General features: G+C 62.4%; 32 protein-coding genes. 25 read left to right on the top strand and 7 right to left on the bottom strand.

Translation table 11 applies throughout. From position 1 onward, the window contains the following. The first annotated feature begins 5 nt into the window (after positions 1-5). From ACOERD_RS29770 to ACOERD_RS29680, 19 genes are all read left to right on the top strand, one after another. Positions 6-1,022, top strand: a complete 1,017-nt coding sequence (locus tag ACOERD_RS29770) for an AAA family ATPase (RefSeq protein WP_419737913.1) — start codon at positions 6-8, stop codon at positions 1,020-1,022. Then, on the top strand, positions 1,019-1,186 hold the full coding sequence (locus tag ACOERD_RS29765; RefSeq protein ID WP_419739066.1) for a hypothetical protein: 168 nt from the start codon (positions 1,019-1,021) through the stop codon (positions 1,184-1,186). Before ACOERD_RS29770 ends, ACOERD_RS29765 begins: the two co-directional genes overlap by 4 nt. A 73-nt stretch (positions 1,187-1,259) precedes the next feature. Next, positions 1,260-1,970 carry a DUF3164 family protein gene (locus ACOERD_RS29760; protein WP_419741376.1) on the top strand — a complete coding sequence of 237 codons (711 nt, stop codon included), beginning with the start codon at positions 1,260-1,262 and terminating at the stop codon, positions 1,968-1,970. A gap of 60 nt (positions 1,971-2,030) precedes the next feature. Beyond that, the gene (locus ACOERD_RS29755; RefSeq protein ID WP_419737796.1) at positions 2,031-2,252 is read left to right on the top strand and encodes a hypothetical protein; all 222 of its coding nucleotides are present in this window, start codon (positions 2,031-2,033) and stop codon (positions 2,250-2,252) included. Further along, entirely contained in the window at positions 2,249-2,932 is a 684-nt protein-coding gene (locus ACOERD_RS29750) for a hypothetical protein (RefSeq protein WP_419737911.1), read from the top strand. Before ACOERD_RS29755 ends, ACOERD_RS29750 begins: the two co-directional genes overlap by 4 nt. Then, the gene (locus ACOERD_RS29745; protein WP_419737794.1) at positions 2,929-3,267 is read left to right on the top strand and encodes a hypothetical protein; all 339 of its coding nucleotides are present in this window, start codon (positions 2,929-2,931) and stop codon (positions 3,265-3,267) included. The genes ACOERD_RS29750 and ACOERD_RS29745 overlap by 4 nt, the downstream gene beginning before the upstream one ends. Beyond that, positions 3,267-3,584: a hypothetical protein gene (locus ACOERD_RS29740; protein ID WP_419737793.1), complete on the top strand. Its 318-nt coding sequence runs from the start codon at positions 3,267-3,269 to the stop codon at positions 3,582-3,584. Before ACOERD_RS29745 ends, ACOERD_RS29740 begins: the two co-directional genes overlap by 1 nt. Then, positions 3,581-3,943 carry a hypothetical protein gene (locus tag ACOERD_RS29735; protein WP_419737792.1) on the top strand — a complete coding sequence of 121 codons (363 nt, stop codon included), beginning with the start codon at positions 3,581-3,583 and terminating at the stop codon, positions 3,941-3,943. Before ACOERD_RS29740 ends, ACOERD_RS29735 begins: the two co-directional genes overlap by 4 nt. Positions 3,944-4,037: 94 nt before the next feature. Then, positions 4,038-4,319, top strand: coding sequence for a hypothetical protein (locus ACOERD_RS29730; RefSeq protein ID WP_419737791.1), 282 nt, complete (start codon positions 4,038-4,040; stop codon positions 4,317-4,319). Then, complete coding sequence (locus ACOERD_RS29725; RefSeq protein WP_419737721.1) at positions 4,309-4,563, top strand: hypothetical protein; 255 nt, start codon at positions 4,309-4,311, stop codon at positions 4,561-4,563. Before ACOERD_RS29730 ends, ACOERD_RS29725 begins: the two co-directional genes overlap by 11 nt. 49 nt (positions 4,564-4,612) lie before the next feature. Continuing rightward, positions 4,613-5,041: a hypothetical protein gene (locus ACOERD_RS29720; RefSeq protein ID WP_419738523.1), complete on the top strand. Its 429-nt coding sequence runs from the start codon at positions 4,613-4,615 to the stop codon at positions 5,039-5,041. Then, complete coding sequence (locus ACOERD_RS29715; RefSeq protein WP_419737723.1) at positions 5,038-5,337, top strand: hypothetical protein; 300 nt, start codon at positions 5,038-5,040, stop codon at positions 5,335-5,337. The genes ACOERD_RS29720 and ACOERD_RS29715 overlap by 4 nt, the downstream gene beginning before the upstream one ends. A gap of 1 nt (position 5,338) precedes the next feature. Continuing rightward, a complete protein-coding gene (locus ACOERD_RS29710) occupies positions 5,339-5,908 on the top strand; it encodes a phage protein Gp27 family protein (protein WP_419737724.1) in 570 nt (189 codons plus the stop codon). After that, complete coding sequence (locus ACOERD_RS29705) at positions 5,905-7,332, top strand: hypothetical protein (RefSeq protein WP_419738685.1); 1,428 nt, start codon at positions 5,905-5,907, stop codon at positions 7,330-7,332. Before ACOERD_RS29710 ends, ACOERD_RS29705 begins: the two co-directional genes overlap by 4 nt. 3 nt (positions 7,333-7,335) lie before the next feature. Then, a complete protein-coding gene (locus tag ACOERD_RS29700; RefSeq protein ID WP_419741375.1) occupies positions 7,336-8,907 on the top strand; it encodes a phage portal protein family protein in 1,572 nt (523 codons plus the stop codon). A 172-nt stretch (positions 8,908-9,079) separates the two neighbouring features. Continuing rightward, on the top strand, positions 9,080-10,306 hold the full coding sequence (locus ACOERD_RS29695; RefSeq protein ID WP_419738687.1) for a phage minor head protein: 1,227 nt from the start codon (positions 9,080-9,082) through the stop codon (positions 10,304-10,306). After that, positions 10,291-10,761 carry a hypothetical protein gene (locus ACOERD_RS29690; RefSeq protein WP_419738688.1) on the top strand — a complete coding sequence of 157 codons (471 nt, stop codon included), beginning with the start codon at positions 10,291-10,293 and terminating at the stop codon, positions 10,759-10,761. Before ACOERD_RS29695 ends, ACOERD_RS29690 begins: the two co-directional genes overlap by 16 nt. A 327-nt stretch (positions 10,762-11,088) precedes the next feature. Continuing rightward, the gene (locus ACOERD_RS29685) at positions 11,089-11,904 is read left to right on the top strand and encodes a hypothetical protein (protein ID WP_419741374.1); all 816 of its coding nucleotides are present in this window, start codon (positions 11,089-11,091) and stop codon (positions 11,902-11,904) included. 139 nt (positions 11,905-12,043) lie between these two features. Then, the gene (locus ACOERD_RS29680) at positions 12,044-13,123 is read left to right on the top strand and encodes a helix-turn-helix domain-containing protein (RefSeq protein ID WP_419741373.1); all 1,080 of its coding nucleotides are present in this window, start codon (positions 12,044-12,046) and stop codon (positions 13,121-13,123) included. On the opposite strand, the gene ACOERD_RS29675 is transcribed toward ACOERD_RS29680, so the two are convergent. Continuing rightward, the gene (locus ACOERD_RS29675; protein WP_419741372.1) at positions 13,096-13,986 is read right to left on the bottom strand and encodes a LysR family transcriptional regulator; all 891 of its coding nucleotides are present in this window, start codon (positions 13,984-13,986) and stop codon (positions 13,096-13,098) included. The genes ACOERD_RS29680 and ACOERD_RS29675 overlap by 28 nt on opposite strands. Before the next feature lie 103 nt (positions 13,987-14,089). On the opposite strand from ACOERD_RS29675, the gene ACOERD_RS29670 reads away from it, so the two are divergent. Continuing rightward, positions 14,090-14,950 (top strand): phytanoyl-CoA dioxygenase family protein, encoded by an 861-nt coding sequence (locus tag ACOERD_RS29670; protein ID WP_419741371.1) that lies wholly within the window; start codon positions 14,090-14,092, stop codon positions 14,948-14,950. 9 nt (positions 14,951-14,959) lie between these two features. Here the strand turns inward: ACOERD_RS29670 and ACOERD_RS29665 are convergent, their stop codons facing one another. After that, complete coding sequence (locus ACOERD_RS29665; protein WP_419741370.1) at positions 14,960-16,264, bottom strand: UDP-glucose dehydrogenase family protein; 1,305 nt, start codon at positions 16,262-16,264, stop codon at positions 14,960-14,962. A 166-nt stretch (positions 16,265-16,430) separates the two neighbouring features. Between ACOERD_RS29665 and gmd the strand changes: the two genes are divergently transcribed. Further along, positions 16,431-17,555 carry a GDP-mannose 4,6-dehydratase gene (gmd, locus tag ACOERD_RS29660; protein ID WP_209253444.1) on the top strand — a complete coding sequence of 375 codons (1,125 nt, stop codon included), beginning with the start codon at positions 16,431-16,433 and terminating at the stop codon, positions 17,553-17,555. Between the two features lie 10 nt (positions 17,556-17,565). Next, the gene (gene fcl / locus ACOERD_RS29655) at positions 17,566-18,543 is read left to right on the top strand and encodes a GDP-L-fucose synthase (RefSeq protein WP_419741369.1); all 978 of its coding nucleotides are present in this window, start codon (positions 17,566-17,568) and stop codon (positions 18,541-18,543) included. 32 nt (positions 18,544-18,575) lie between these two features. Here fcl and ACOERD_RS29650 read toward each other — a convergent pair whose 3' ends face one another. The 4 genes from ACOERD_RS29650 to ACOERD_RS29635 form a co-directional block, all read right to left on the bottom strand. After that, positions 18,576-19,646, bottom strand: coding sequence for a DUF2793 domain-containing protein (locus tag ACOERD_RS29650; protein ID WP_419741368.1), 1,071 nt, complete (start codon positions 19,644-19,646; stop codon positions 18,576-18,578). Between the two features lie 150 nt (positions 19,647-19,796). After that, entirely contained in the window at positions 19,797-21,227 is a 1,431-nt protein-coding gene (locus ACOERD_RS29645) for a mannose-1-phosphate guanylyltransferase/mannose-6-phosphate isomerase (RefSeq protein ID WP_419741367.1), read from the bottom strand. 40 nt (positions 21,228-21,267) lie between these two features. Then, a complete protein-coding gene (gene galU, locus ACOERD_RS29640) occupies positions 21,268-22,161 on the bottom strand; it encodes a UTP--glucose-1-phosphate uridylyltransferase GalU (RefSeq protein ID WP_419741366.1) in 894 nt (297 codons plus the stop codon). A 404-nt stretch (positions 22,162-22,565) separates the two neighbouring features. Beyond that, a complete protein-coding gene (locus ACOERD_RS29635; RefSeq protein WP_419741365.1) occupies positions 22,566-23,801 on the bottom strand; it encodes a lytic murein transglycosylase in 1,236 nt (411 codons plus the stop codon). Between ACOERD_RS29635 and ACOERD_RS29630 the strand changes: the two genes are divergently transcribed. Then, positions 23,712-24,917 (top strand): cytochrome ubiquinol oxidase subunit II, encoded by a 1,206-nt coding sequence (locus ACOERD_RS29630; RefSeq protein WP_419741364.1) that lies wholly within the window; start codon positions 23,712-23,714, stop codon positions 24,915-24,917. The two genes, ACOERD_RS29635 and ACOERD_RS29630, sit on opposite strands and share 90 nt — an antisense overlap. 2 nt (positions 24,918-24,919) lie before the next feature. Here ACOERD_RS29630 and ACOERD_RS29625 read toward each other — a convergent pair whose 3' ends face one another. Continuing rightward, the gene (locus ACOERD_RS29625; RefSeq protein WP_419741363.1) at positions 24,920-25,135 is read right to left on the bottom strand and encodes a hypothetical protein; all 216 of its coding nucleotides are present in this window, start codon (positions 25,133-25,135) and stop codon (positions 24,920-24,922) included. On the opposite strand from ACOERD_RS29625, the gene ACOERD_RS29620 reads away from it, so the two are divergent. Together ACOERD_RS29620 and ACOERD_RS29615 are read left to right on the top strand one after the other, a co-directional pair. Then, positions 25,134-25,331 (top strand): cbb3-type cytochrome c oxidase subunit I, encoded by a 198-nt coding sequence (locus tag ACOERD_RS29620; RefSeq protein ID WP_419741362.1) that lies wholly within the window; start codon positions 25,134-25,136, stop codon positions 25,329-25,331. The genes ACOERD_RS29625 and ACOERD_RS29620 overlap by 2 nt on opposite strands. A gap of 62 nt (positions 25,332-25,393) precedes the next feature. Further along, complete coding sequence (locus tag ACOERD_RS29615) at positions 25,394-26,323, top strand: IS1595 family transposase (protein WP_419739252.1); 930 nt, start codon at positions 25,394-25,396, stop codon at positions 26,321-26,323. Positions 26,324-26,348: the final 25 nt, after the last annotated feature.

The raw sequence follows: 26,348 nt of genomic DNA, 5'->3' as shown, positions 1-26,348 counted from the left end.
CCCCGATGGAACCGGCAGAAAACATCACACCCCTTGCGCGTGAGGCGCGCGGCCCGTCTGCGAACCCCGATCCCGCCTCTGGCGTCCTCGATCCCGCCTCTGCGGCCCCCGCCCCGGCGGAGCTGCGCGCCCGGGTGGAGGCGGAAATGGCCGCCTTTGGCCTGTCGCGCGCCAGGGCTGCTGCCGAGATCGGTCCCGGGGTCAGCGCCCCCACGCTCTCAAGCTGGCTGAACGGCAGCTATGGCGGCGACAATGACGCCGTGGAGGCGCGGATCGGGCGCTGGCTTGATACCCGCGCCGAGCGCGCCGCCCATGCCTTTGGCGGGGCCCGGCTCGATGCCCATGCCGAGACCTGTGCCACGCGGGCGGTCAGCGCGGCGCTGGCCTATGCCCAGGCCGCCGGCGATCTGGCGCTGATCCATGGCCCCTCGGGGCGCGGCAAGACCTGGGCGGCCGAGACCCATTGCGCGGGCCGGGCGCAGGCGATCTGGCTGCGCGCCTCGCCGACGCTCACGACCCTGCCCCGGCTGCTTTCGCGGCTCGGCACAGCCCTTGGCGCGGGGGCACGCCCGACCCATTCCATGGAGGCCGAGCAGGCGATTGTGGCCGGCCTTGAGGGGCGCGGCGCGCTCATCGTGGTCGATGAGGCGCATCATCTGCGCGCACCCCTGCTTGATGAGCTCCGCTGCATTCGCGACATGGCCGGCTGCGGGCTGGCGCTCATCGGCGATGACACCATCCGCATGACGCTGGCGCGCTGTCCGCAGGTGACGGGGCGGATCGGCATGCGGGTCGATCTCAAGGCGCTGGCCCGCGACGATGTGGCCGCCATTGCCGCAGGACCGCTGGGACGCAAACCGGGCGCCCGCGAGATGAAGCATCTGATCGCCGCCGCTGCAGGGCCCGGCGGGCTGCACGGGTTGCGCCGCCATCTGGCGCGGGCCTGGATGATCGCGCGCGGCGCCGGGCGTGAGACCATTACGGAGGCCGATATCGAAGCGGCGGCGGGAGAGCTGTCATGAGCGTAGAGGAGCTGATCGAACGGCTCTCTGAGCTGCCCGCCCATGAGGAGGTCTGGATCGCCGACATCCTGGGCGGCTTGCATGAGATCGATGACGTCGGGCTGGAAGACGGGGTGCCGGCGATCTTCGCGCATGTGGATTTTGAGGACGCGGCCGAGGGCTGAGGACCCCGATCCGGGACCGCACCCCCGCTGCAAAAGACCCCCTGCAACAGTTCACACATCGAAAGGACATGTTATGGCACAGACAAACCCGCATCCCGACAGGGGCCCCGAGGCCCGGATCGACCAGGGCTGTGACCCGGAGAGCGAAGCCGGTCCCGTATCTCTGGGCCTGCCGCCGCTGAACTGGATCGATGCGGCCACGGTGGACATTGATGGTGCGCGCTACATGCGCGATGCACAAGGGCGCCTGACACCGCTCGAGATGGTGCGCCCGCAGGACCAGTTGCAGGACGAGATGGTGCGCCGGGTCATTCATTTTGCCGGTGATCTCTCGGGGCAGATCGGGCGGTTCCGGTCCCATTGCTTTGACGAGATCGGCGGGTTTGATGCGATCCTGGAGGCCGAATATGGCGGCCATAGCCGCCGCTCGGTCAAGGGCAACCGCACCTATATGTCCTATGACGGCACCATGAAGGTGCAGGTGCAGATCGCAGATCGCATCGCCTTCGGCCCCGAATTGCAGGTGGCGCGCGACCTGGTGGAGGAATGCCTGGCCGAATGGGCCGAGGGCAGCCGCGCCGAGATCCGCACCATCGTCTCCCACGCCTTCCAGGTCGACAAGGAGGGCGAGATCGCGCGCGCCGGCATCTACAGCCTGCTGCGGCTCGATATCGCCGACGGGCGCTGGCGCAGGGCGATGGAAGCGATCCGCGATGCGATGCGGGTGGTGGGCTCGAAAACCTATATGCGCTGTTATCGCCGCGCCACCCCCGATGCGGCCTAGGAGCCGATCAGCATCGATCTGGCCAAGGCGGGCTGAGCGGTGGCGGTCTTTGGCACCCGCATGACGCGCGCCCCGCTCTCCGCCGAGGCGCGCAGGCTCATCGACGCGGCGGTGGCGGCCGGGCGGATCAGGCATATCCCCGAGGGGGTCTCCGGTCTGCCCGTCACGCGCCTGCCGATGAAGGCGCCCGAACATAAAGCGCAGCGGATGCGGATCGCGCGGCGGCAGAAGAGGTTCGAACGCGCGGCGCGCAAAGCGCAGGGCGGGGCGGCGGTGACATGACCCGCACCCGCCGATATGCCGAAGGGGACCGCGCCCGGCTGATGCGCGCGGCGCACGGGGCCTGCCGCGCCCTCGGGCTCGATGCGGACGCACGCCATGATGTGCAACTGGCTGTGACCGGCAAGGCGTCGATGCGGGACATGTCCGCCCGCGACCTGGCCCGACTACTGGCCCATCTCAACACGCTGCAGGGTGAGGCGCGGTCCGGTGCAACCGGTCATCCGTCCAGTGGACGGATGAAGCGCCGAACGGGCGGAGCCCCGGATGGCACAGGGGGCGGCCACAGGGGCGGAGCCCCGGATGGCACAGGGGGCGGCCACAGGGGCGGAGCCCCGGATGGCACAGGGGGCGGCCACAGGGGCGGTCAGAAGGGCGCCAGCGCGGCCCACCGGGACAGCCACAGCGGCGCAAACCCCCGCCCCAAAGCCAAAAGGGGCGACGTGCGCCTCATTCACGCGCTCTGGGGCGAACTGGGGCGCCGGGGCGCGCTGAAACGCCCGGGCCGCGCCGGGCTCAACGCCTTCATCCGCGCGCGCTTCGGGGCGCATTGGGCCTTTGTGCCCATCGATGTGGATGCGCTGACCGATACGGGCTGCATCACCGATGTGATCCGGTCGCTGCGCGCGATGCTGGCCCGCGCAGAGGCGCAGGCAGATGCAGATGCGGAGGTCTCCCCATGAAGATGGCACAGATGCTTTATGGCGCCCTGCTTGCGGGGCTGACCTCCATGCCGCTTCAGGCCGGACGTGCCACACCCGCACCCCCGGGTCAGCACACGCGCCAGTATACGCGCGCCGCACCGGGCGCAGGGGTCGGGCGCGCGCAGAGGCGGTGGGTTGCAAAGCTGAAGGCCAACAGGGCCATCCCGCCTGCCTCCCGCCTCACCCGCCAGCAGCGGCGCGCGCAGACGCGGATCGAGGCAAAGCGGCTTCGCCTCACCCCTGCCGAATACGGACGCCGGAAGATGGCCGCGCGGCGCATGTCGCGCGAGACGCCAGACCGGGGGGCTGCGTAATGGATAGGTCAAGCCACTTTTCGCTGCATGTCACCGAACACGCGGTGCTGCGCTGGCTCGAGCGCAGCTGGGGTGTGGATGTGGAGGGGCTGAGGGCGCGGATTGCGGCGCAGGTGCCGGGCGCGGAGGCCGCCATGCGCACCTTTGGCGAGGGCGCGGTGATCCGGGGCGGCCTGCGGTTTCATCTGCGGCGCACGGCAGATGGCACGGTCGCACTCGTCACCATAACCAACGCCCAGGCCGGGCCGATCTCGAACCGCGCCGAACGGCTGAGCCTGCGGCACCAAAGGGGTGCCCGCCGGAGACCTGAGCATTGACCCGCCCGCATCAGACTTGCGCATCCGCGCCCCTGCCGGCCTCCCTGGCCGAGATTGCCGATCACGCCGGGCGCGAGGCAGCACTTGCCATCGCGCTGGAACATGGCGGGCAGAGCTGGCGGGTGCCCGCGCGCGATCAAAGCCCCGACGGCCAGGCCCTGATCGCCCTTCTGGGTCACGCGCCTGCACAGGCGCTCATGCAGGGCTGTGGCGGTCATGTGCTGGAGGTGCCGCTGGCGCGCCGCGCGGTGGTGCTGTGGCTGGCAGGGCGCGGCATGGGAACAGGCGAGATCGCCCGCGCCTTGCGTATTGCAACCGGCACCGTGCGGCGCTACCGGCGCGAGGCGCGCAAGCCATGAGCCGGCAGGGTGCCTTCCGCCGGCCCGGGGGGCGGGCGCAGATCGCCTTTTCCGGCGGGCGCTGTACCAGGCGGAAGCGGGAGAATGTACCTAGATGAAGGATATGGATATGGAAGAACAGGACAAAAACGCCGATCCCGGCACCACAGCCCGCGCCGCCCTTCTGGAGCGGCTTTCGAGAATGGAGGATGTGGAGACGATCACCGAGGCGGTAACCACGGCGCTCATCGAGACCGGGGCAAAGGTGGAAATCCCCCAGCTCGCCTGCGGCATCGTGGAAATACAGCTTCACGGCCTCGTCGCCCACGGGGGTGATCTGAGCGCCGCCTGTCTGGCCTGGCTGGAGGCGGCGCGGGCGGTTCACAGTGAAGACTGAACGCCGCCAGCCCTGGCTTCCGGGTTTGACGCCCCCACCCCGGATGCGCCGCGTGATGATGCATGCCGATGACCGGGGGCAGGCTCCGGGCCTGATGCCCGGCTGGCGCACCGCAAAGGGCGGGCATTTCACATGTGGCCGCTGCGGCCATGAGGCGGGCTGGCTTTTTGACATGACCGACAGTGAAGTGCGGCGCGGTGTGCCCTGTCCGGTCTGCAACGATCCCGCACCGCCCCGGGTATAACCAGAGCAGCGGACCATGGTCCGCTGACTGATGTGGCGCAAAGCCGCTAATGTGGGCAGGACCCTTTTGCCCGCATATCTTTCCCGGAGGCCTGCTGATGATGCCCACCCCTGAAGACTGGCAGAGCTTTGCCGCGCTCCTTGCGATCCTGGGCCTTCTGGGCGGCGCCGTGGTGGCCCTGCAGCGGCTGGGTCTTTTGCGGCGCAGCGCCTCCCCGCACCCATCCCGATCCGAACCCGGGGCAGATGTCACCGACCGGCTCGACCGCCACGCCGAACGGCTGACGCGGCTGGAAGGCGCGGTGGCCGGACTGGCCAGCCGCGAGGACATTCACGGACTGCAGCTTGCCATCGAACGCCAGGCGGGCGCGGTCTCGGAGTTGCGCACCGCCATGGAGCGCGATGCCAGGGCCGTGGGCACCCTTTCGGCCGCCATCACCCGGATCGAGGACCATCTTCTGGGAGAGAGCCGCAGATGAGCTATGCCGCAACACTGGACGCCCACCGCCGCCTGGCCATCCTCACCCATCTTTCGGCCTGTCTCGAATATGCCTCCAACTCGGAGATCCTCATGGATGTCTGCAATGGGCTGGGCATTACCACCTCGCGCGACCGGCTGGTCTCAACGCTGGCCTGGCTCAGCGAACAGGAGCTTGTGACGCTGGAGGACCATGAGGGCTTCGTTCTGGCCTCGGCCACCGCGCGCGGCGTGGATATCGCGCAAGGCCGGGCCCTCCATCCCGGCGTGAGGCGGCCCGCACCAAAGGGGCCGTGACATGCCGCGACGGCGCAAGATCGATCTTCTGCCCTCGGCCATCCGTGACTGGCTGCGCGAAGAGCTCGCCGCGCAGGGGTTTGCCGACTATGACACGATCACCGACGCGCTCAATGACCGCCTGGCCGAGAAGGGGCTGCTGGTCACGATCGGGCGCTCAACGGTGCAGCGGTTCGGCCAGGAACACCGGGAGTTCTCGCGCCTTCAGCAGGAGGCCACCGGCTGGGCGGCGGGGTGGCTGGACGAGATCGGGCTGGAAGAGGAAGCCCGCCGCCAATCGGTGCTCTTCGAGATGATCACCACCGTGGCCTTCAAGGTGATGAAAGCGCAGATGACCCGGGAGGCCGGGGAGATCGATCCGCGTGATCTGCATTTCCTGGGCCGGATGATGAAGGATGTCATGAGCTCATCGGGCTTGCGCGAGGCAATGGCCGACAAGGAACGCAAACGCCTGGCCGAGGCCGAGCGCCGCGCCGGGGGAGAACGGGCCGGGGCGGCCGCGCGCGGGGCCGGTCTCAGCCCGGATGTTGCCGCCCTGATCCGGCAGGCGGTCGAGGGTGGTGATGCATGAGGACCCTTCTGCCCTATCAATCGGCCTGGGTGGGGGACCCCGCCCCGCTGGCCGTGATCGAGAAGTCCCGCCGCATCGGGATCAGCTGGGCCGAGGCCTATCACGCGGTGATGCATGCAGGCACGGGCCGGGGCGATATCTACTATCAGAGCTACGCACGCGACATGACGCGCGGCTTCATCGACGATTGCGCGGGCTGGGCCGAGGACCTCGACATCGCGGCCGGGGCGGCCGGCGAGGTTCTGATCCATGATGAGGGCCGCGACATCCAGGCCTTCCGGATCGCGCTGGCCTCGGGCAAACAGATCCTCGCCATGACCTCTTCCCCACGCGGGTTTCGGGGCAAGGGCCGTCCGGGCGATGTGGCGGTGATCGATGAGGCCGCCTTTGTCGACACGCTCGACGCGGTGCTGAAAGCGGCGCTTGCGTTTCTGACCTGGGGCGGCCGGGTGCGGATCATCTCCACCCATAACGGCGAGGCCAACCCGTTCAACACGCTGGTGCGCGATATCCGGGAGGCTCGCCAGCCGGGCACGCTCCACCGGGTGACACTGCGTGACGCGCTCGCTCAGGGGCTCTATGGGCGGATTGCACAGCTTACCGATCAACCGCTCACGCAGCCGGCCGAAACCGCCTGGGAGGCCGCCATCCGCGCCCAATATGGCCGCCACGGGCCGGAAGAGCTCGACTGCGTGCCTTCGGCGGGCGGCGGGGCCTGGCTGCTTTATGATCTCATCCGCGCCGCCTCACGCGACGCGCGCGCCGGAAACCCCGACCATCGCGGCTCCGGTCCCTGCTATATCGGTGTTGATGTGGCGCGCCGTCGCGACCTCTGGGTGGCCGCCGTGCTGGAAGATGATGGGGGCACGCTCTGGCTGCGCGAGATTGTCACACTGGACAACAAAACCTTTGCCGAACAGCGCGCCGAAATGCGCCGTCTTGCGCGCGCGCACCGCCCCTTGCGCATCCTGGTCGATCAGACCGGCATGGGCGAGGCGGTGGTCGAGCAGTACCAGGAAGACCATGGCGCGCTCACCGTGGAAGGGGTGCTCCTGTCGGCGGCCCGCAAGCTCGATGTGGCCGGCGCCCTGCGCGAGGCCTTCGAGGATCGCCGCATTCGCATTCCCGCCGATCCCGCGCTCTGGGATGATCTGCATTCCGTGCGCGCCGAACCCTCGGTCTCCGGGGCGCCGCGCCTTGTTGCCGACCGCAAGGACAGTGACGGGCATGCCGATCGCTTCTGGGCCCTGGCGCTCGCGGCCTTCGGAGCCGCCTCGGTGGCAGGACCCTTCGAGATGCGGCCGGGTCCGCAACTCAGCTCCGCCGGGCTGGGCGGCGGGCCAGGCGCGGGCGCGGGCTACCGCGCCGATCCCGATCTCGACATCATCCGCTCGCCGCTGGCGGGCCCTGTTGGCTGGAGGTAAGCCATGGATCCCCGTGACAGTGATGTCCCCAAGCGCCCCGATACCGCAGAGCGGGCCGCACCGGCCCAGACCGCCCGGCTGGGCGGAACCGGCATCTGGGGTCAGACCGCAGGCTGGCTGGAAGGTCTGGGCAGCGCGCTGGCCGGCGGGCCGGGCGGCTTTGGCGGTGTCCCGGGCGATGACGCCGGACTGGACGCCGCCGAGATCGCCCTGACCGACAGCAAGGCCACCGCCGTGCTGGGCCAGCGCATCGACGGGTTGCTGGCGGCCCCCCTGGTGATCGAACCCGGCGGCACGCGCGCGCGGGACGTGGCGGCCGCCGACGATCTGCGCTTGCAGTTGGGCGGCCTCGACATGAACCGGGTCAGCCGGGCGCTTCTGCACGCGATCTGGTATGGCTATGCGATCTCCGAATGCCTTTGGGCGGTGGAGGGGCACCGCGTCCGGCTGGTCGATATCCGCAGTCGCGATCCGCGCCTCATCCGCCATGACCGGACCACGCTCGAGCCGCTGCTGATCACCCGGAGCCATCCGGCCGGGATCCCGCTGCCGCCGGCAAAATACATCCTGCACCGCACCCCGCCGCGCCATGGCGGGCAACCCTTCGGGCTGGGGGCCGCGCATTGGTGCATCTGGCCGGTCTGGCTCAAGCGGCAGGTGCTGCGCATGTGGTCGGTGGCGCTGGAGAAGTTCGGGGCGCCGGTGCTGGTGGGCAAATACAGACAGGATGCACTGCAACCGGAGATCGATGCGCTGCTGGCAATCATGGGACAGGCGGTGACAGCCAGTTGCATCGCGCTGCCCGAGGGCCAGTCGGTGGAAACGCTGGCCGCCGCCCGCTCCGGCGGCTCGGGGGGCGGGGCCGGCTCGGGGGGCGGAGACTTCCGCTCCATGCTGTCCGCTCTGGACCGCATGATCGCCGAAGCGGTGGTGGGCCAGCACGCCACCTCCGAGATCGGCCAGCATGTGGGCACAGCCAGGGTCCAGAATGAAACCCTTCAGGCCCTCATCGCCAGTGACGAACACCGGCTTTCCGAATGCCTGCACGCCAGCGTGGCCACATGGCTCACCCACTGGAACTTTCCCGGGGCTGCCGTGCCCCGGCTTTACCGCGATACCGCACCACCCGAGGACCTCGAGATCCGCGCAAAACGCGATTATTACATCACCCAGGCCTCCGGCCTGCGCCCCGCGCGCAGCTATATCGAAGAGACCTATGGTGGGGTCTGGGAAGAGCCGGCCCCCCGGCCCGACAGGCCGCCCGACATGTCTGATCCCACCGCAGAGTTTGCCGCGCCGCCCGGCGGCGCCCCGGGTGATGCCATCACCGGGCTGGTCGGCCATCTCATCGGCCCCGATATTGCCACAGAGGCCGCCGCTGCCACGCTCATTCCCGTTCAGGGCGCACTGGATGAGGCGGAAACGCTTCAAGCGTTGCGCGACCGGCTGGCGGAACTGGCCACCCACCCAGCCGCCGAAGCGCTGGCCGGGCTTTACGCGCGCGCTGATTTTGCAGCCCAGCTCGCAGGCACCGCCGATGCGCCGGTGATGCCCGAAAGCGATCCGGAGGCGTGACCCCATGGCTGACCCGATCGATCTCACGCCACTGGCCACCGCCACAGCGCTTCAGCCCCGGGAAGCCATAGAGTTCTTTCGCGCCAAGGGCTACGCCCCGCCTGAAGGGCGCTATTCCTGGCGCGACTGGTGGGGCGCCTCCCATGCGCGCGGCTTCGTGGTCGCCAAGGCGATGCAGGACGATCTGCTGGCCACGATCCGCGAAGCCGTGGACGAGGCCATCGCCGGGGGCTGGACCATGGAGCAGTTCCGCGCGGCGCTGGAGCCAAAGCTCAAGGCCGCCGGATGGTGGGGCCGCAAGAGCATGACCGATCCGCTCACCGGCGAGACCCGCATCGTACAGCTTGGCTCGAAACGCCGCCTTGCCGTCATATTCGACACCAACCTGCGCACCGCATATGCCGCCGGACGCTGGATGCGCATCCAGCGCACCAAAGAGGTCTTTCCCTATCTCGAATATATCCAGCTCCAGCGCGCCAGCCGCCGCGCGGCGCATCAGCCTTTCCACGGGCTGGTTGTGCCGGTCGATCATATCTGGTGGGCCGCGCATTTCCCGCCCAACGGCTATTTCTGCGCCTGTACCACCCGCCAGCTCTCCGCCCGCGCGCTGGAACGCCGGGGCCTGACCGTCGCCACCGAGCCACCAATGGAAACCCGCAGCCTGACCGATCCCCGCACCGGGCGCAGCCTTGAGGTTCCCAAGGGCATCACGCCGGGCTTTGAGACCAACCCCGGGGCCACATTCCTCGCCGAGCAGGGCCGCCATGATGCCATCGCCGAGGGCCTGGACCCGGTGGCGCGCGGCATCGAACTGGGGCTGATCCACGAAGCCCGCGCACGCGGCCTCAGAACCGGCAATGAACATCTCGCCGCCATCGATCTCGACGCCGACACCCCCGTGCGTGGCGGCAATGCCGCACCCGTGGAATGGGTGGAGGGCGCGCGAGACCGGGTCGACTTGTCTCCGGAGATGCTCGACATATTGAGAGACCCGGCCCGCCGTATCGGCGTCGTGCACAATCATCCCGATTCCGCAGCCCTGTCATCTGTTGATCTTGAGCAGCTGGAAAAGCGACCCGGCCTCGTGCGCGTCGTCGCCGTGGGCCATGATGGCTCGCTCTTCCGCGCCACCGATCCCCGCCCCGGGCTTGGCCACACCGCCAATCGCCTCTGGCAACTGGCCACGCTGCGCATCAACGAGCAAGCGGCCGGTCTCGACATGAACGCCCCCGCCATGCAGCGGCTGGCCTCCCATGCCGCCGCCAGCGCACTGGACCGCGCAGGCTACGTCAACTATGCTCACGCCATCGCCGGGGGCAGCCGCGTCAACCTGATGCGCTTTGGCGAAGACCGCATGGAGCAACTGATCGCAGGACTTCTCGAATGGCTGGTTTCCTGACATGGGAAGACCTCGAAAGGCACGGTCTCACCGAGTGCGACCCACGCGATCGCGAAGAGCTCGATGATCGGCTGTTCGGTGATTTCCTCTACGATCATGAGCCAGGGCAATCCGTGGACTGGCTCCGTCAAACACTCAAATCCGGCAAACCGACCTGCGGCGCCGGATTCGCCGTGGAACTGAGATGCTCCATCGGGGCTGTCAGAAACGGCCTGCGGTTCCCCTGGGGTGCGGGCCTGCCCGAACCCGCAGAGATTCACCGATTGCGGGATTGCGTCCGCGAGGCCATTGCGCAGATCACCGCATGGGTCGATCTGCACGGTATCGACTGCCTTGATACCCCTGAGGAAGAGGCCGCAGCCCGGCAGGGATGGCCTGATGCCGAGGGCAAGGCCTGGACACCGCCATGGGACATCCTCGGGATCGAACCGCCCGACTGGTGGGGCCGTCCCTGAACCGCCCTAACACAGGCCCTAAACGCATCTTCAAAGCCCCGTTAAACGCCAATGCCACGCGCTCTGACCGATCGGCGCAATCCGGGTGTTCTGGCCTGCGCAGATCGTGGAAAATCCGCCCGATTCCGGGCCCTGAAATGCGAAGAAAAAACCAGCGTTTTCCGGCGATCTGAACCACTGAGCGGTCGAGATTGGGCAAATCACTGTCGCAAGCCCGATTTTGAGCCCTCATCGTCACGCCTCCTCAAGCACCCGAAAAACCCCTTATTCTGCGCGGTTTAACGCCCCTCATCCCAGATAGGCCCGGATAGGCCCGGATAGGCCCGATTGAGCATTAATTCTGTCGGGGCACAGCGGGGGCTGCAAACGCCGTGGGATACCTCGTCCCTGACGCAGGATTTCGCCTTTGCACGTGCGAATGAAACACTGATCGCGAAACCGGAGCAAACCGAAGAAGAACAGTGGCAGGAGGCTGTGAACAGCCGCGACCCGGTGAAGATCATGCTGTTTCAGCGGGCCTATCCAGACAGTGTTCATGCATCGCAGGCCAATGATCTGCTGCAGACGATTTTGGCCGAGTCTTTCGGCACTCTGCCCACGCCCACGCCAACGCAAGAGGCCCCGGAAGCGACCGAGACGGACCGTCTGATGTATGAATTGGCGCAGGTGGACGATTCGATCCATTCTTATGAAGTCTATCTTCACAGCTTTCCCAGCGGCGCCTTTGCCGATCAGGCGGTCGAGCGTCTGGCGGCCCTTCAGTTGGAAAGCGAGACTGTGACGCGCAAAGCAGAACCCAATGTCGAAGCGCCCGAGGCGCAGAATTCGGGCAGCATCGACGCCGGAGCAGCGGTCACCATGAAATCCATCCTGACATTCGGCAACACTCATGTCCGGGGCAAGTCGATCGAGGAACTGGTCGCAGGCTCGCCTCAGTTCCCGCCGATTGACGGGCTGCCGGATGAGTTGTGGAAAGATCAGAATTGTTCGAGTTGCCACCAGTGGACGCATGAGGCCCTGTGCGATCAGGCTCAGACCTATGTCAAACGCCCAGCGGCAGGCAACGTGGCCAAGCAGCATCCGTTTGGCGGTGGTTTGAAGGTCAACCTGCGCCGGTGGGCGATGGGCGGCTGTCAGGGATAAGTCTGCTCTGAAGTCTAGATCCGCGACGGGACTTGGATGCCCGGCCTTTTGGGCGGAATTTCCAATACATGTCGGGAAAGCTGGTCATCCAAATGGAAAACCCCTTGTGACTGGTCGGAAATAGCCGAAGAATGCGGGTATGAAGCCCAAACCCCTCATATCCGAACCTGATGATGAGGCCGAAGACCTCGGGCCACGCAGCATCTATGATGGTGACCCCGAGGATGAGGAGGATCTTTGGTTTCTCCCACCCGAGGAAGACGCGCCACAGGATGATTTCCTAACCCCCGGCCCTCGGGCCGATCAACGGCAATTGTTCGATTCCAGAGAGTGGCAAGCTGCGCAATCCGGGTTGTCGTCCGAGCTTGCGGATTTGGCGGTGACCTTTGGCGCATTGGATGAGCGACTGCGGGCGGGGCCGGAAGGGTGGACCCATCGTCTGGCCTTGATGGATGTCTCCGATCTGGGCTGGTGGACGGGGGACCGGATCAGTGTCGAACGTCTGGCGCTTTGGACAAGTCTGAGGATCGGAGCAACTGGTGATGATGTGCAAGCCTTGTATCGGGCAGGGTGGGCGGTGCGTCGCCTGTCATCCGGTGCGTCGCCTTCCCATGACCGGTGGGAGGCCGGGCTGACCGCATTTCTGGACCGGATGGCGCAAGGGATCGAAGAGGTGCCGGAGGCCATTGCAGACCTGTCGGACGTGATGCGCAGCGTCGAGGCGCTGCACCCCGTCACTCAGGCCGCGATCGCCTTTCATGCATGGCGGGCTGTCTCTCAAGGACCCGGTCAGGATACAGAGGCGGCCGTCATTGCCGCGCGGCATGCGGCCTCGATGGGGCGGGGCGGGGCGCTTTTCATGCCGCTGGCGCTGTCCGGTCCGGGCGCGCTGCGTGGTGTTGGGTCGCCCGAGGAAAAACTGGCCGCCTGGATTCGCGGGGCCGGGCAGGCGGCCCTCGCAGCCTTGTTGCATCTCGACCGGATCAACGCGTGGGAGACGCGGGCTAAAGAGGCAACAGCCGACCTCAGCGGTCGTACGCCGCCATTGCTGATTGACGCTTTGCGGGCCTGGCCCATGGTCTCGGCCCCTCTTGCCGAGGAACTTACACAAGCCTCGCGCGCTGCAGTACAGCGCAACATCGACCGCTTCACCCGCCGCGGTTTGGTCCGCGAAGTCACCGGTCAGGGTCGTTACCGCGTTTGGACGGCGGCGCTGTAATCCAGCAGCCAGTCGCGGAACAGGCGGGCTGGCCGGCGTAAATCTGTACGAGAGGGATAGATCAGGTGATAGGCCTCTTGCCCGCTGACCTGCAAGTCGGGTAGGCAAGACACCAGTCCTGACCCCTCCATGATACGGTCGGATGCGGGCGCGCGGGCCAGTGCGATCCCAAGCCCGCAGGCGGAAAGCTCGGCCGCCATGATCGAGTTGTCAGCAAAGAAGAACCGGGCCTGCCCCGCCGGCAGACGCAGCGCTTCGAACCAATAGAGCCAGCTGGCACGATGGGTCGATACTTCGATCAGGGTGAATTGCAGTAGGTCCTGCGGGGTACGGATCTGTGCAGCAATCTCAGGCGGGGCGACGGGAAACAGAACCTCGTACAGCAGTTCATCTCCTTCAGTGCCAAACAGCGCGGGATTGCCAAACACGATCTGTAGATCTGTGAACTGGTTGGTGAAATCCGAATTCGCATTGCCGGTGGTGAGCGAAAGATTGATCTGAGGATGCGCGGCCTGAAATGCGGGCAGGCCTTTGGCCAAGACACCATGGGCAAACAACAAAACCGACTGAACGTATAACCTCTGTTCCCGCGTCTCACCGAACAACCCGGTGGTGGCCGTTTCCAGCATCAGCAGGGATTGCTGGACCGAGGGCAGGTAGGCACGTCCGGCTTCCGTCAGCGTGACAGCATGGGCATGGCGGTGAAACAGCGGCGTGCCTAGCCGGGACTCAAGTGCCTTGACCTGTTGGCTGACGGCGGCTGGTGACATGTTCAACTGCGATGCTGCGCGGGAAAAACTCTCCGTGCGGGCGGCTGCTTCGAACACGCGTAACCAGTTGAGGGATGGGATGCGAGGCAACATGCAGCGCAGGCTAAGCTAAACTTATCCTGACGGGCAAGAGGTTTGGTTTTGACGTGTTCTCACTCGCGGATACCCTTTGCGCATACAGTGAGTAGGTGACCCCATGGCGACGACGTTAACGCAGCAACAATCCGACCAGTATTGGGAGGATGGCTATCTCTTTCCTCTCTCCGTCTTTTCAGAATCCGAGGCCGCCGGTTTCCGAAACGAGCTTGAACAGATTGAGAGTGACTGGCTGGAGGCTGATCTGCCCTTGCCCTTGAACACCTACAAGCGGGTCAATGCGCATCTGGTCATGCCACTGGCGACGCGGATCGCGCAGGATCCTCGCGTTCTGGATGTGGTTGAGGGCGTTCTGGGCCCTGATATCATGATCTGGTCGGCCGAGTTTTTCATCAAGGAAGCCAACACCGTGCAAACGGTAGGTATGCATCAAGACCTGACCTATTGGGGCATGGGGGAAACGCCGGATCAGGTCACGGCCTGGATCGCTCTGTCCCCGGCGACGGTAAGTAGCGGGTGTATGGATTTCGTGCGCGCCAGCCACAAGAACCCGATCTTGCCGCATACCGATACTTATTCGGAAACGAACCTGCTGTCCCGCGGGCAAGAGGTGGCCATCGAAGTTGCCGAAACCGACAAGACCCATATCGAACTCGCGCCTGGTCAGATGTCGCTGCATCACGGGCTGACGATCCACGGTTCAGGGCCGAACCAGTCCGAGGACCGGCGGATCGGACTGGCCATCCGCTATCTCAGCCCGGGCGCGCAACAATTGGTGGCGGACCGAGACTATGCATTGCTGGCGAGAGGGTCGGACAGACACAGCAATTTTGTGCCAGTTCAAGCACCTACAGAATTGTTCTCATCCGATGCATTAACAACGTATGAGCAAGTGCGGCGGGATCAGAGCAAAGCACTGGCCGAAGGGGCAGACGCGTCGGTTCCGCTCTATGCAGGTTGAGGTGGGCGGTTAACGCCCGACCCCCACATAGGTTTCAAAACCTGCTTTTTCGACACTGTCCTGAGAATAGACGTTGCGCAGATCCACCATGCGCGGCGTCTTCATCGCTCCACCAAGTTCGCTTAGGTTCAAGGCACGGAACTCGTTCCATTCGGTCAGAAGAACAACGACGTCCGCATCCTTGGCCGCCGCGTATGGGTCGTCACACCAATCCACGCCGGGCAGCAGCGTCTCACCCTCGGCACGGCCTTGCGGGTCGACCACGCGTACTTTGGCCCCACCGCCGATCAGGGCCGGAATGATGGTCAGGGACGGGGCGTCGCGCATATCGTCGGTGTTGGGTTTGAAAGTCACCCCCAGCACCGTCACGGTCTTGCGGTTGAAACTGTCGTCGCAAGCGTCGCGGATCTTGTCGATCATTCGCTTTTTCACACCGTCATTGACGCGGATCACGGCCTCGGTGATCTGCATTGGATGCGCGTGTTCCTGCCCGATCCGGGCCAGAGCGGCGGTATCCTTGGGAAAGCACGAGCCGCCGTAGCCGGGCCCCGCGTGTAGGAATTTATTTCCGATCCGGCCGTCCAACCCGATGCCGCGCGAAACCTCCTTGACGTCGGCGCCCACTTTCTCGCAGAGGCCGGCAATCTCGTTGATGAAGGTGATCTTGGTCGCGAGGAACGCGTTAGCGGCGTATTTGATCATCTCGGCGCTTTCCAGATCGGTGGTCAGGATCGGGAAATCTCGCAGGTAGAGCGGGCGGTAGATCTCGGCCATGACCTCGGCAGCACGGTCGTTTTCCACGCCGACAACAACCCGGTCAGGGCGCATGAAGTCGTCGATCGCGGCCCCTTCACGCAGGAACTCCGGGTTCGAGGCCACATCGAACTGCGCATTCGGATTTGCGGCAGTGACGACCTGCTGCACCTTGCGGTTGGTACCGACGGGCACGGTGGATTTTGTCACGATCACCGCATAGTCGGTCAATGCATTGGCGATCTCTTCGGCTGCTGCCATCACATAGGTCAGATCCGCGTGATTGTCCCCGCGTCGCGTCGGTGTGCCTACGGCGATGAAAACCGCGTCCGCCCCGTCTACGGCGTCTTGCAGGTTGGTCGTAAAACTAAGCCGTCCGGCAGCCACGTTCTTAGCCATCAGAGTGTCTAGCCCCGGCTCATAAATCGGAACCTCACCGGCTTGCAGCATCTGGATTTTCTGCTCGGACTTGTCGACACAGATCACATCATGGCCGAAATCCGAAAAACACACCCCTGACACCAAACCCACATAGCCGGTGCCGATCATCGCAATACGCAAGCTCGAATTCCTCTTTTAGTCTCGTAGTCTCGGCCGAAATGCGCCTGCACAATCAAAGAAATTGTCGTCAGGTGCAATGCCAGATTGTCGCCTTGGGTTGCATTCCATACGGTCTTGCTGTTTTTGAGACTTCGAACCGACGCATTTATGGAAACGAGGCACATCTATGACCAAAACGGCATTGATCACCGGTATTACCGGTCAAGACGGATCGTATCTGGCCGAGTTCCTGTTGGAAAAAGGCTATGAGGTGCATGGAATCAAGCGGCGCGCCTCGTCGTTCAACACGCAGCGGATCGACCATATATATCAGGATCCACACGAACCGAATCCCAAGCTGCATCTGCACTATGGCGATCTGAGCGACACGTCCAACTTGACGCGGATTATCCAGCAGGTGCAGCCTGATGAGGTCTACAACCTCGGGGCCCAATCGCATGTGGCGGTCAGCTTCGAGTCTCCCGAATACACGGCTGACGTGGATGCGATTGGGACGCTGCGTCTTCTCGAAGCGATCCGGTTTCTGGGACTGGAGGAGAAGTGCCGCTTCTATCAGGCCTCCACTTCCGAGCTTTATGGGCTGGTGCAGGAAACACCTCAACGCGAGACCACGCCGTTCCACCCGCGCTCGCCCTATGCTGTGGCCAAGCTTTATTCCTACTGGATTACCGTGAATTATCGTGAGGCCTACGGGATGTATGCCTGCAACGGCATCCTGTTCAACCACGAAAGCCCGCGCCGGGGTGAGACCTTCGTGACCCGTAAAATCACGCGCGGCCTGGCGAATATTGCGCAGGGTCTCGAAGATTGCTTGCATATGGGCAATATCGACAGCCTGCGGGACTGGGGCCATGCAAAGGACTATGTCCGCATGCAGTGGCTGATGCTGCAGCAGGACACGCCCGAGGATTTCGTGATCGCGACCGGGGTGCAATATTCCGTGCGTCAGTTCATCGAGTGGTCCGCCGCCGAGCTGGGCGTGACGCTGGAATTCACCGGCGAAGGCGTTGATGAAATTGCAACCGTCAAAGCTGTAGAGGGCGACAAGGCTCCGGCGCTGAAGCCTGGGGATGTCGTGATGCGGATCAACCCCCGCTACTTCCGTCCGGCTGAGGTGGAGACTCTGTTGGGTGATCCGTCCAAAGCCAAGCAGAAACTGGGCTGGGTGCCCGAGTTGACGGTACAGGACATGTGCGAAGAGATGGTGCGCGAAGACCTCAAGACAGCCCAGCGCCACGCTCTGTTGAAGCAACACGGATATGAGATGCCCGTGAGCTTGGAAAACGGCTGAGGACTCAACCATGCGCAAAATCTACGTAGCAGGGCACCGTGGCATGGTTGGCGGAGCCATCCTGCGCAAATTGCAGGATCGGCAGGCGGCTGGAGAGGCCCTGAACCTGATCACCCGCACGCATTCCGAACTGGATTTGACCGATCAAGCTGCGGTACGCGCCTTCATGCAGGCTGAGAAACCCGATGTGGTTGTGCTGGCTGCGGCCAAGGTGGGTGGTATTCATGCCAACAATACCTACCCAGCTGATTTTATTTACAAAAACCTGATGATCGAATGCAACGTGATCCATCAGGCATTTGAGGCCGGAGTCAAACACCTACTCCAGCTTGGCAGCTCATGCATCTACCCGCGTGAGGCGGCACAGCCGATGCGCGAAGACGCCCTGCTGACGGGTATTCTGGAACCCACCAACGAACCCTACGCGGTGGCCAAGATCGCTGGGATCAAGTTGTGCGAAAGCTACAACCGGCAGCACGGGGTGGATTATCGCTCGGTCATGCCGACCAATCTCTATGGGCCGGGCGACAATTTCCACCCCGAAAACAGCCATGTGCTGCCCGCCCTGATCCGCCGTTTCCACGAAGCGCAGCGGGATGGTGTGGATGAGGTCGTGATCTGGGGCACCGGCAAACCCCGCCGTGAATTCCTGCACGTGGATGACATGGCCGAGGCGTCACTGTTTGTGCTGGACCTTCCGCGTGACATCTACGAGGCGAACACGCAGCCGATGCTTAGCCATATCAACGTCGGGTGCGGGTCTGACATCTCGATTGGCGAACTTGCGGCGCTGGTGGCGCAGGTCACGGGCTTCAAGGGGCGGATCACGCAGGATATCTCAAAACCCGATGGGACCCTGCGCAAGTTGATGGATGTGTCACGTCTGGCGGATATGGGATGGACGGCTTCGATCGAGCTTGAGGACGGTATTCGCGAAACCTACGCTTGGTTTCTTGAACAGTCTCAGGGCGATCTTCGCGCGAAATAGAGGCCCGAACCCCAAGGTCCGGGCCATTTACCTTAGAACCAACGTCCAATCGCGGTGATAGACGGTGCGCGGGTTGTTGCATCTGATCTGGTGGAAAGAACCTTGCACACCACTTGGCTGGTCGAAGGTTCGTCGGCCCCCAAGAACCGGCCCGTGCCGCCGCCGCTGCCGCTGACAGATGGGGTCGCTGCAAAAGCGACCGGGAAGGTCCACGTCTCGGTCGTGCTGGCAAACAGCGCGCCGTCACTGGTGGTGCAACCTGTGTCGGTCAGGGTCGAGGTACAAATCTGTGTGCCATCGGCGAAACGGACATAGTCGCCTGTTGCGGTGCTGCCGCGCTCGATCACTGCACCCGTCGGAGTGCCCGTGTTTTCCGACACCGACCCCAGCAGATTGCCGGGCCCATAGCCATAGTCCGCCCGCATCAGGCGTCCGGCCGTGGTATCCGTCGGGCTGTTTTGAACGGCGGCGCCGCTGGCGATACCCGTGGCGGGATCAAGGCGAAGCGCGTCTGTCCAACTGCCGCCGTCCGGTGACACCTTGATCGAGAATCCGGTGCTGCCGGAAAGGCCCATCTCGGCGTGACCCGTCCAGTTGGACTGAAACAGCAGCGACGCGGTTTCGCCAGAACCCGACTTGTTGATCTTCAGCTGGTGCCCTCCGCCCTCATGGCTCAGCAGCGTTGCGGGGCCGCGAACGGATAGGCGGTTGGTGCTGTCATAGCCTGTCGCCACACCCACACCGGGCAAGTTAGACGTCTCGACCGGAGGGTTAACCCACGCGCTACCGTCCCACAGTTTCACCTGTCCATCGGTCTGATCCCAGGCGCGCCAGCCTGTCTGCGGGATCAGGAAATGCCAAGCGGTATCAATCCAGGCAGCCAATTCACCCGCATGACCGTCCCAATCTCCGGTCGGGTTTGCACCCAGCCCATGAATCTCACCCTGTTCCGGGGCGGCGGGTGGATTTGTGCTGCTGGTCGACACGACGCTCAGCTGCACCACGAGGTCCAACTGGCGCAGGGCCTCGTTATGGGTGACATGTTTCTGCGCCTGAGACGGCTGCAAAAACGGCAGGTTCAATCGGGGTGAGGTCTGAGACACGGGCGTCCTCCTTAGGCTGTCGGTCCGACATTTCGTTGCGCGCTACCCTGCCGCAGGGCGCATGAAATCTATCTGACCGCAGCGAACGCCCGGAGGTTTTTCCGTTTACCTTTTTGTCTGAATCTAGTGCAAGAACCTGAATTAAACAGTTTAACTGCGTGAATAGATATCCTCATAGCGGATGATGTCATCCTCACCCAGATACGTGCCTGTCTGGACCTCGATCAGAACCATGGGCACTTTGCCGGGGTTTTCCATCCGATGGACCGCACCTAAAGGAATGTAGACAGACTGATTTTCAGAAACCAGACGCTCTTCCTCGTCGATTGTGACCTTGGCGGTGCCCTCCACCACGATCCAGTGTTCGGACCGGTGGTGATGCGATTGCAGGCTGAGCGCCGCGCCGGGGTGGACGTGGATGCGCTTGACCTGAAACCGGTCCCCGATCACCAGGCTTTCGAACCAGCCCCAAGGGCGGTGATCCACGGGCAGGGATTCGGCCTGTTTCGCACCTTTGGCCTTCAGCGCGGTCACGGCCTTTTTGACGTCCTGCGCCTTGTCCATGCTGGCGACCAGAACTGCGTCGGGCATGGCGACGGCGATCACGTCTTGCAGACCCAGCGCAACAACTTCCTGCGCCGAAGATTCCGAGCGGACCAGCACGTTTTGACAGTCAATCGCCGTAACCTCACCGGAAGTCGCGACGCCATCTGCGTCCGGATGGGTCAACTCTTGCACCGCGGACCAACTGCCTACATCCGACCACCCAGCCGCATAGGGCACAACGCTCAGGTTGTCCGCTTTCTCCATCACGGCATAGTCGATCGAGATGTCTTCGACCTCAGACCAAGCCTCGGCATCCAGTCTGAGGAAGCCAAGGTCACTCTTGGCGTTTTCGACAGCGTTTTCGACAGGGCTCAAAAGGGCAGGCGCGTGTTGTTCGAACGCCGCGATGATGTCCCGAACAGCGAACAGGAAGATGCCCGAGTTCCACAGATAGCTGCCATCGGCCAGCATGGATTGGGCGGTTTCGAGATCGGGTTTTTCAACGAACCGATCCAGAGGGACTGCGCGGGTTTTGGGCGTTTGGCTCAGTTTCAGATAGCCATAGCCGGTTTCCGGCCGATCCGGAGTGATACCGAAGGTCAGCAGATCGCCACGCTCGGCAATCGCGCGTAAACCTTCAATGACCGCGTCGTGAAATGCGTTGGTATCGGGGACAACGTGGTCAGAGGGGGCAACCAACATAACCGCATCCGGGTCGATTTCATTCAGGAACAAGGCTGCGGCCAGAACTGCGGGTGCAGTGTTGCGCCCCTCGGGTTCGATCAGGACCGGGCCGGGGTCTATGCCGATCTCGGTCAATTGCTCCGGCACGACGAACCGAAACGCCTCATTCGTGAGGACCACAGGTTTGGCGTAAGGCGCAGCTTCTGGCCCACGCATTCTGAGGGCGCAATCCTGCAACAGGCTGTTTTCGCCCAGCAGGGGCACAAACTGCTTGGGATAGCTTTTCCGGGAGAGCGGCCACAAACGGGTTCCAGAACCCCCACATAGAATTACTGGGTATACGGTTGTCATGATCGCACAGCGTCTTTCATTTGTGTGTCTTACCGCCCGCTTATTGGGCAGCTTTCTCTGCCGAAACAAGGTCGTGCAGATACGCGCTCAGGTCACCGCGCAGATCGTCACGGGCCAAGGCAAATGCGACCGTTGCCTGCAGGAACCCAGCTTTCGATCCGCAATCGAAGCGCTGTCCGTCAAATTTGTAGCCAAAGACTGGAACACCGTTGCGGATATCTTCGGCGATGGCGTCGGTCAGCTGGATTTCTCCACCGCTGCTCTTCTTTTTTTGGTTCAAATTGTACAGAACTGATGGCCCAAGCACATAGCGTCCGATGACTGCGAGGTTAGAAGGGGCGTCCTCAGGCTTAGGTTTTTCGACCATGCCACGCGTGCGCACGACCGTGCCCACATTGTCGCCCACATCCAACACCCCGTAAGAGCTGGTTTGTTCTGGCGGAACTTCCATCGCGGCAACCATATTGCCGCCGGTTTCTTCATAAGCTTCGATCATCTGCTGCAAACATGGCTTGTCGGCGGCGATAACGTCATCGGGCAGCATGACGGCGAAAGGCTCATCCCCGATCAGGCGGCGCGCGCACCAGACAGCGTGGCCAAGCCCAAGCGCCTTGTGCTGGCGGATATAGGCGATGGCGCCGCTTTCCATGTTTGTCGCATTGAGCGTATCCAGCAGCTTGTCCTTGCCTTTGGCTTTCAGCTCTTGTTCCAGAACGAGGTTATGGTCGAAATAATCCTCAAGCGCGGATTTCCCGCGGGACGTGACAAATATGAACTCGGTGATCCCAGCAGCGCGGGCTTCGTCGATGGCGTACTGGACCAGAGGGCGGTCAACCAGCGTCATGATCTCTTTAGGGACGGATTTCGTCGCGGGCAAAAAGCGTGTTCCAAGTCCTGCTACGGGGAAAATCGCCTTGGTGACCTTGCGTGTCATAGTGCCTCTCAATCTAGTTGCCCCTCGTGGTCGAAACCGGTCGGGTTATTCCTCTTAGGCTTTGGGGCCAGATCATTCAATATTACCCGAAGGGCCTGAGCTTAAATCGGTCAGATCGTGCCATGGCGCGAACGGCAAGTCAAAAAACAGTTATGTTGCCGGTTTCTGGTTTCTTGGGCTGGTATCTAAAGTCGCGAGGTCGCTTCGTTGAAGCGCTCCAGTATCGCGTTCTGGGCGATGCATCCATAACGGGTTGATTCTAAACAGCCGCGCCAAGCCTGTGAGATACGTCCGGTCAATGGAAAGACCGTGCATCAAGCCAATTTGGGCAAGCCTGTCAACTGACCCGCAAAGAGCAACGATAATCGGGAAAAACAAGCATTGTTGACTTTGACTAGGGCTGGTTACTGACCAAGTTCAGAGACAAGCGCACGGTCAGGGAAACACGTCTCGGCCCGACCTTGCGTTTTCTGCCAGCGTCCGATTGAGCGTCGCGTTTTGAAACCTGGCAGCCCATCCGCACCGCCGACATCATGGTCAAGGCGTTCCAAACCTCTTTGCATCGCTGCAATTTCTGATCGGTACAACGAGTCAACACGACCCCAGCGCGCCGTGAAGTCTCCGACGCCGAATGCAATCCGATCCCCGACATGACCCACGAACAGGGCGTATAGATCGCTTTTGTTGTACTCTTTCAGGACATAGAAATTCTCGGTCACCAAAAACGCCGGCCCGGTTCGACCTGCGGGCATCATTAGGAACCCTTGGGCGGGCAGTTCATGCGCTGGAAACGGGCGGCCGGATGTTCGCGTGATCCCCATCGAGGTCCACTCCTCGATCGCGCGCCCCTGATCAGGACCCTCCAAAGCGCAGCTGACTGTATCAGGCACAACAACCTCAAACCCCCAATCACGGCCCGAAATCCAGCCATGCTGCGACAGGTAGTTGGCGATCGAGGCGATCGTGTCCTCTTCGGATTGCCAGATATCTGCGTTGGCATCGCCGTCTCCGTCCACGGCGTAAGTCAGAAAACTCGAGGGTATGAATTGCGGCTGCCCCAGCGCTCCGGCCCAGCTGCTTTTCATCTCACGACCGTTCAAATGCCCTGCTTCCGCGATTTGCAAAGCGGCCAGCAACTCGGCTGTGAAGTACTGCGAGCGTGTGCTCATGAACCCTTTTGTCGCGAGGACCTGAAACGCGTTGTGGGGGATTGCCACTTGGCCATAGTCGCTTTCACGACCCCAGATGGCGAGGATAATGTGGGCTGGAACGCCGGTTTCTGCCTCGACAAGGGTAAGCACCGCGGCGTGCTGTTTGGCCATTTTGCGCCCTTGAGCAGTCGCGCCCTGCAAAGAGCCGGCTTTGAAATAACGCGCCGGTGCTCCGAATTCGGCCTGGGATTGTGGTTTTGATGACCGCGGCGGGCTGCCCGGCGGCACCAGATCGGGAAGGTCCCATTTCAAAGTCACGCCGGACAGCGCTCGTGTCATGGTCTGGCGCGAAACGCCTTTGGCGCGGGCTTGCGGCCACACCGTTTCCTGCAACCAGTTTTGAAACTGACGCTCAACCTTGGCGCGATCTTGCGCGTTGGCCGCCAGGGGCTGGATGGCAAGGCAAATAGTCAAAATGAGAATACGCATCGTAGCCAAGCTGTGTCCCGACGATGCCTGCAAGTCAACCGAAACCAGAGCACCATTGGTGCCAGCTTGAAGGCTGCAATCAAAAGCCTTGAGAAATCTCTTGCCTTTGTCGATAGTTGCACTAAAACGGGATGCGAAAGAGGACAGTCGCCTATGACCAAGGTCAGAACGGCCCTCATATCGGCGGCGGTGCTGATGGCCCTAGTGGTGGTGGTGTCATCGGCCCGGACCGCAGGCGCCAGTGACAGCTTCATGGATCCTCAGGGACCAATCGCGGCGGTGCAGAAGGCACATCTTTTGCGGGCAACGTGGTTGATTTTGATCGCTGTTGTGCCTGTTCTTGTTTTGGTTCCGCTTATTGCGCTGCGATATCGTCGTCGGAAGGGCAGTACAGCTGCTTATAGGCCAGATTGGGACTTCTCGCCCCAGCTCGAGATGGTGATGTGGGGCGTTCCGGTGGTGATCGTCACGATTTTGTCGGTCTACTTGTGGAAAGCGACCCATCGTCTGGACCCTTACGCGGCTCCCTTTGGGGATGAACCTGCAGTACAGGTCCAGGTCGTGGGCCTCGATTGGAAATGGTTGTTCATCTATCCCGATCTCGGGATCGCGACCGTGGGTGAGATGGGTATTCCAGTCAAACAGCAAATCGCTCTGACTCTGACAACGGACACGGTAATGCAGTCTTTTATGATCCCTGCCTTGGCCGGGCAGATTTACGCGATGCCGGGCATGACCACTCAGCTGCATTTGGTTGCCGATCGGCCTGAACAGATGCAGGGTGAGAATACGCAATATAACGGGCGTGGTTTCACGAAACAGAAGTTCGAAACGCTTGCCTTATCGGCGGAGGATTTTGACGCTTGGGTAGAAGGCGTGCGCCAGAACGGTATCGTGTTGGATGAGGCGACGTATAAGACCGTCGCCATGCGCTCGGACCGGGATGAGTTGCAGCAGGCCCTCGGAACCTCAGATATGCCTGAAAACGCCTTGTATTTCCGCGTGGACGATGGTGATTTGTTTCAGTCGATTTTGCATCGCTATCACTCTGGCCAAGCCCTGCCGCACGATCAACAGCCAGGAACGGCATCATACGGGCAAGGGGTTGGCCAATGACATCAGACACCGGTTTCTTCGGCCGCCTCAGTTGGGACGCGTTTCCCATTGCCGGACTGATCCAGAACCCCAACGCAAATGAGATCGTCGCCAATGCCGCCGCCGCCGTAGTCATAGTCGGAGCGGCTGCCGTTGTCTTGCTCCTGTCGTGGTTTCGGCTGTGGGGGCCGTTGTGGCGCGACTGGCTGACCAGCGCCGACCACAAAAATCGGCATCATGTACATCGTCTTTGCCATCGTGATGCTGGCCCGAGGGGTGCTGGAAGGCGTTGTCATGCGTGCCCAACAGGCGGCCGGGCCGGGCGACGGTTTCCTTGAGGCCGAGCATTTCGCCGAACTCTTCAGCACGCACGGCACGATCATGATTTTCTTTGTCGCTGTGCCCTTTGTCTTTGGGAATTATATACTTAAGTAACATTTATGATTGACGGACTCCGACGCATTTGTTACATTTTAATAACATTCAGGAGTGTAAAAATGACAAAAGCACCGGGAAAATCAAACCGCAAGGGCCTGACCTTCCTACAGGTTGCTGCAATGTTCGGTAATGAAGAAAAGTCGCGTAAGTGGATTGAGGAACTACATTGGCCAGATGGTCCGTTTTGCCCGCATTGCGGTTCTTTCAACGTGCAGTCAGGCATCAGGCATCCAAGCATGACGCACAGGTGTCGTGAGTGCTCCAAAAAACCCATGTTTACGGTTCGGGTCGGCACGATCCTTGAGAATACCCGGCTACCATATCGCACATGGGCCATTGGTATTTACTTGTTCACAACTAACCTTAAGGGCGTATCTTCGATGAAGTTGCACCGTGAGCTTGGTGTTACGCAGAAGTCCGCGTGGTTCATGCTGCATCGTCTTCGGGCTGCAATGGAGGCAAACATGCCTTGGTTTAATGGCCCAGTCGAAGCAGATGAAACCTACATAGGCGGCAAGGAAGGCAACAAACACGCGAAGAAGAAACTCAAGGCTGGACGTGGCGCTGTTGGCAAGGCTGCTGTTGCTGGTATCAGGGATCGCGAAACGGGTCAGGTTGTTGCCAAAGTGGTAGAGAGCACAGACAAAGAGACCTTGCAGGGGTTTGTGAACGAGCATGCCGTCGAAGGAGCAACACTCTATACCGATGAGGCTAGTGCCTACAAGGGCATTGACAGGCCGCATGAGGTGGTAAAGCACTCAGTGGGTGAATATGTCCGCGATCAGGCGCACACCAACGGGCTGGAAAGCTTTTGGGCTCCTATGAAGCGGGGTTATAATGGCGTCTATCACAAGATGTCGCCCAAGCATCTGAACGCTATGTGGACGAGTTTCAGCACCGTCACAACAACAGGCCAAAGGATACAATCGACCAAATGGGCGGCGTTGTGCATGGGATGGCTGGAAAGAACCTGCCTTACAAGAAGCTAATCGAGGATAACGGATTGAATAGCGG

It is taken from the genome of Ruegeria sp., assembly GCF_965199275.1.
Taxonomy (GTDB): domain Bacteria; phylum Pseudomonadota; class Alphaproteobacteria; order Rhodobacterales; family Rhodobacteraceae; genus Ruegeria.
This window is presented reverse-complemented; position numbering and strand designations above follow the sequence as displayed.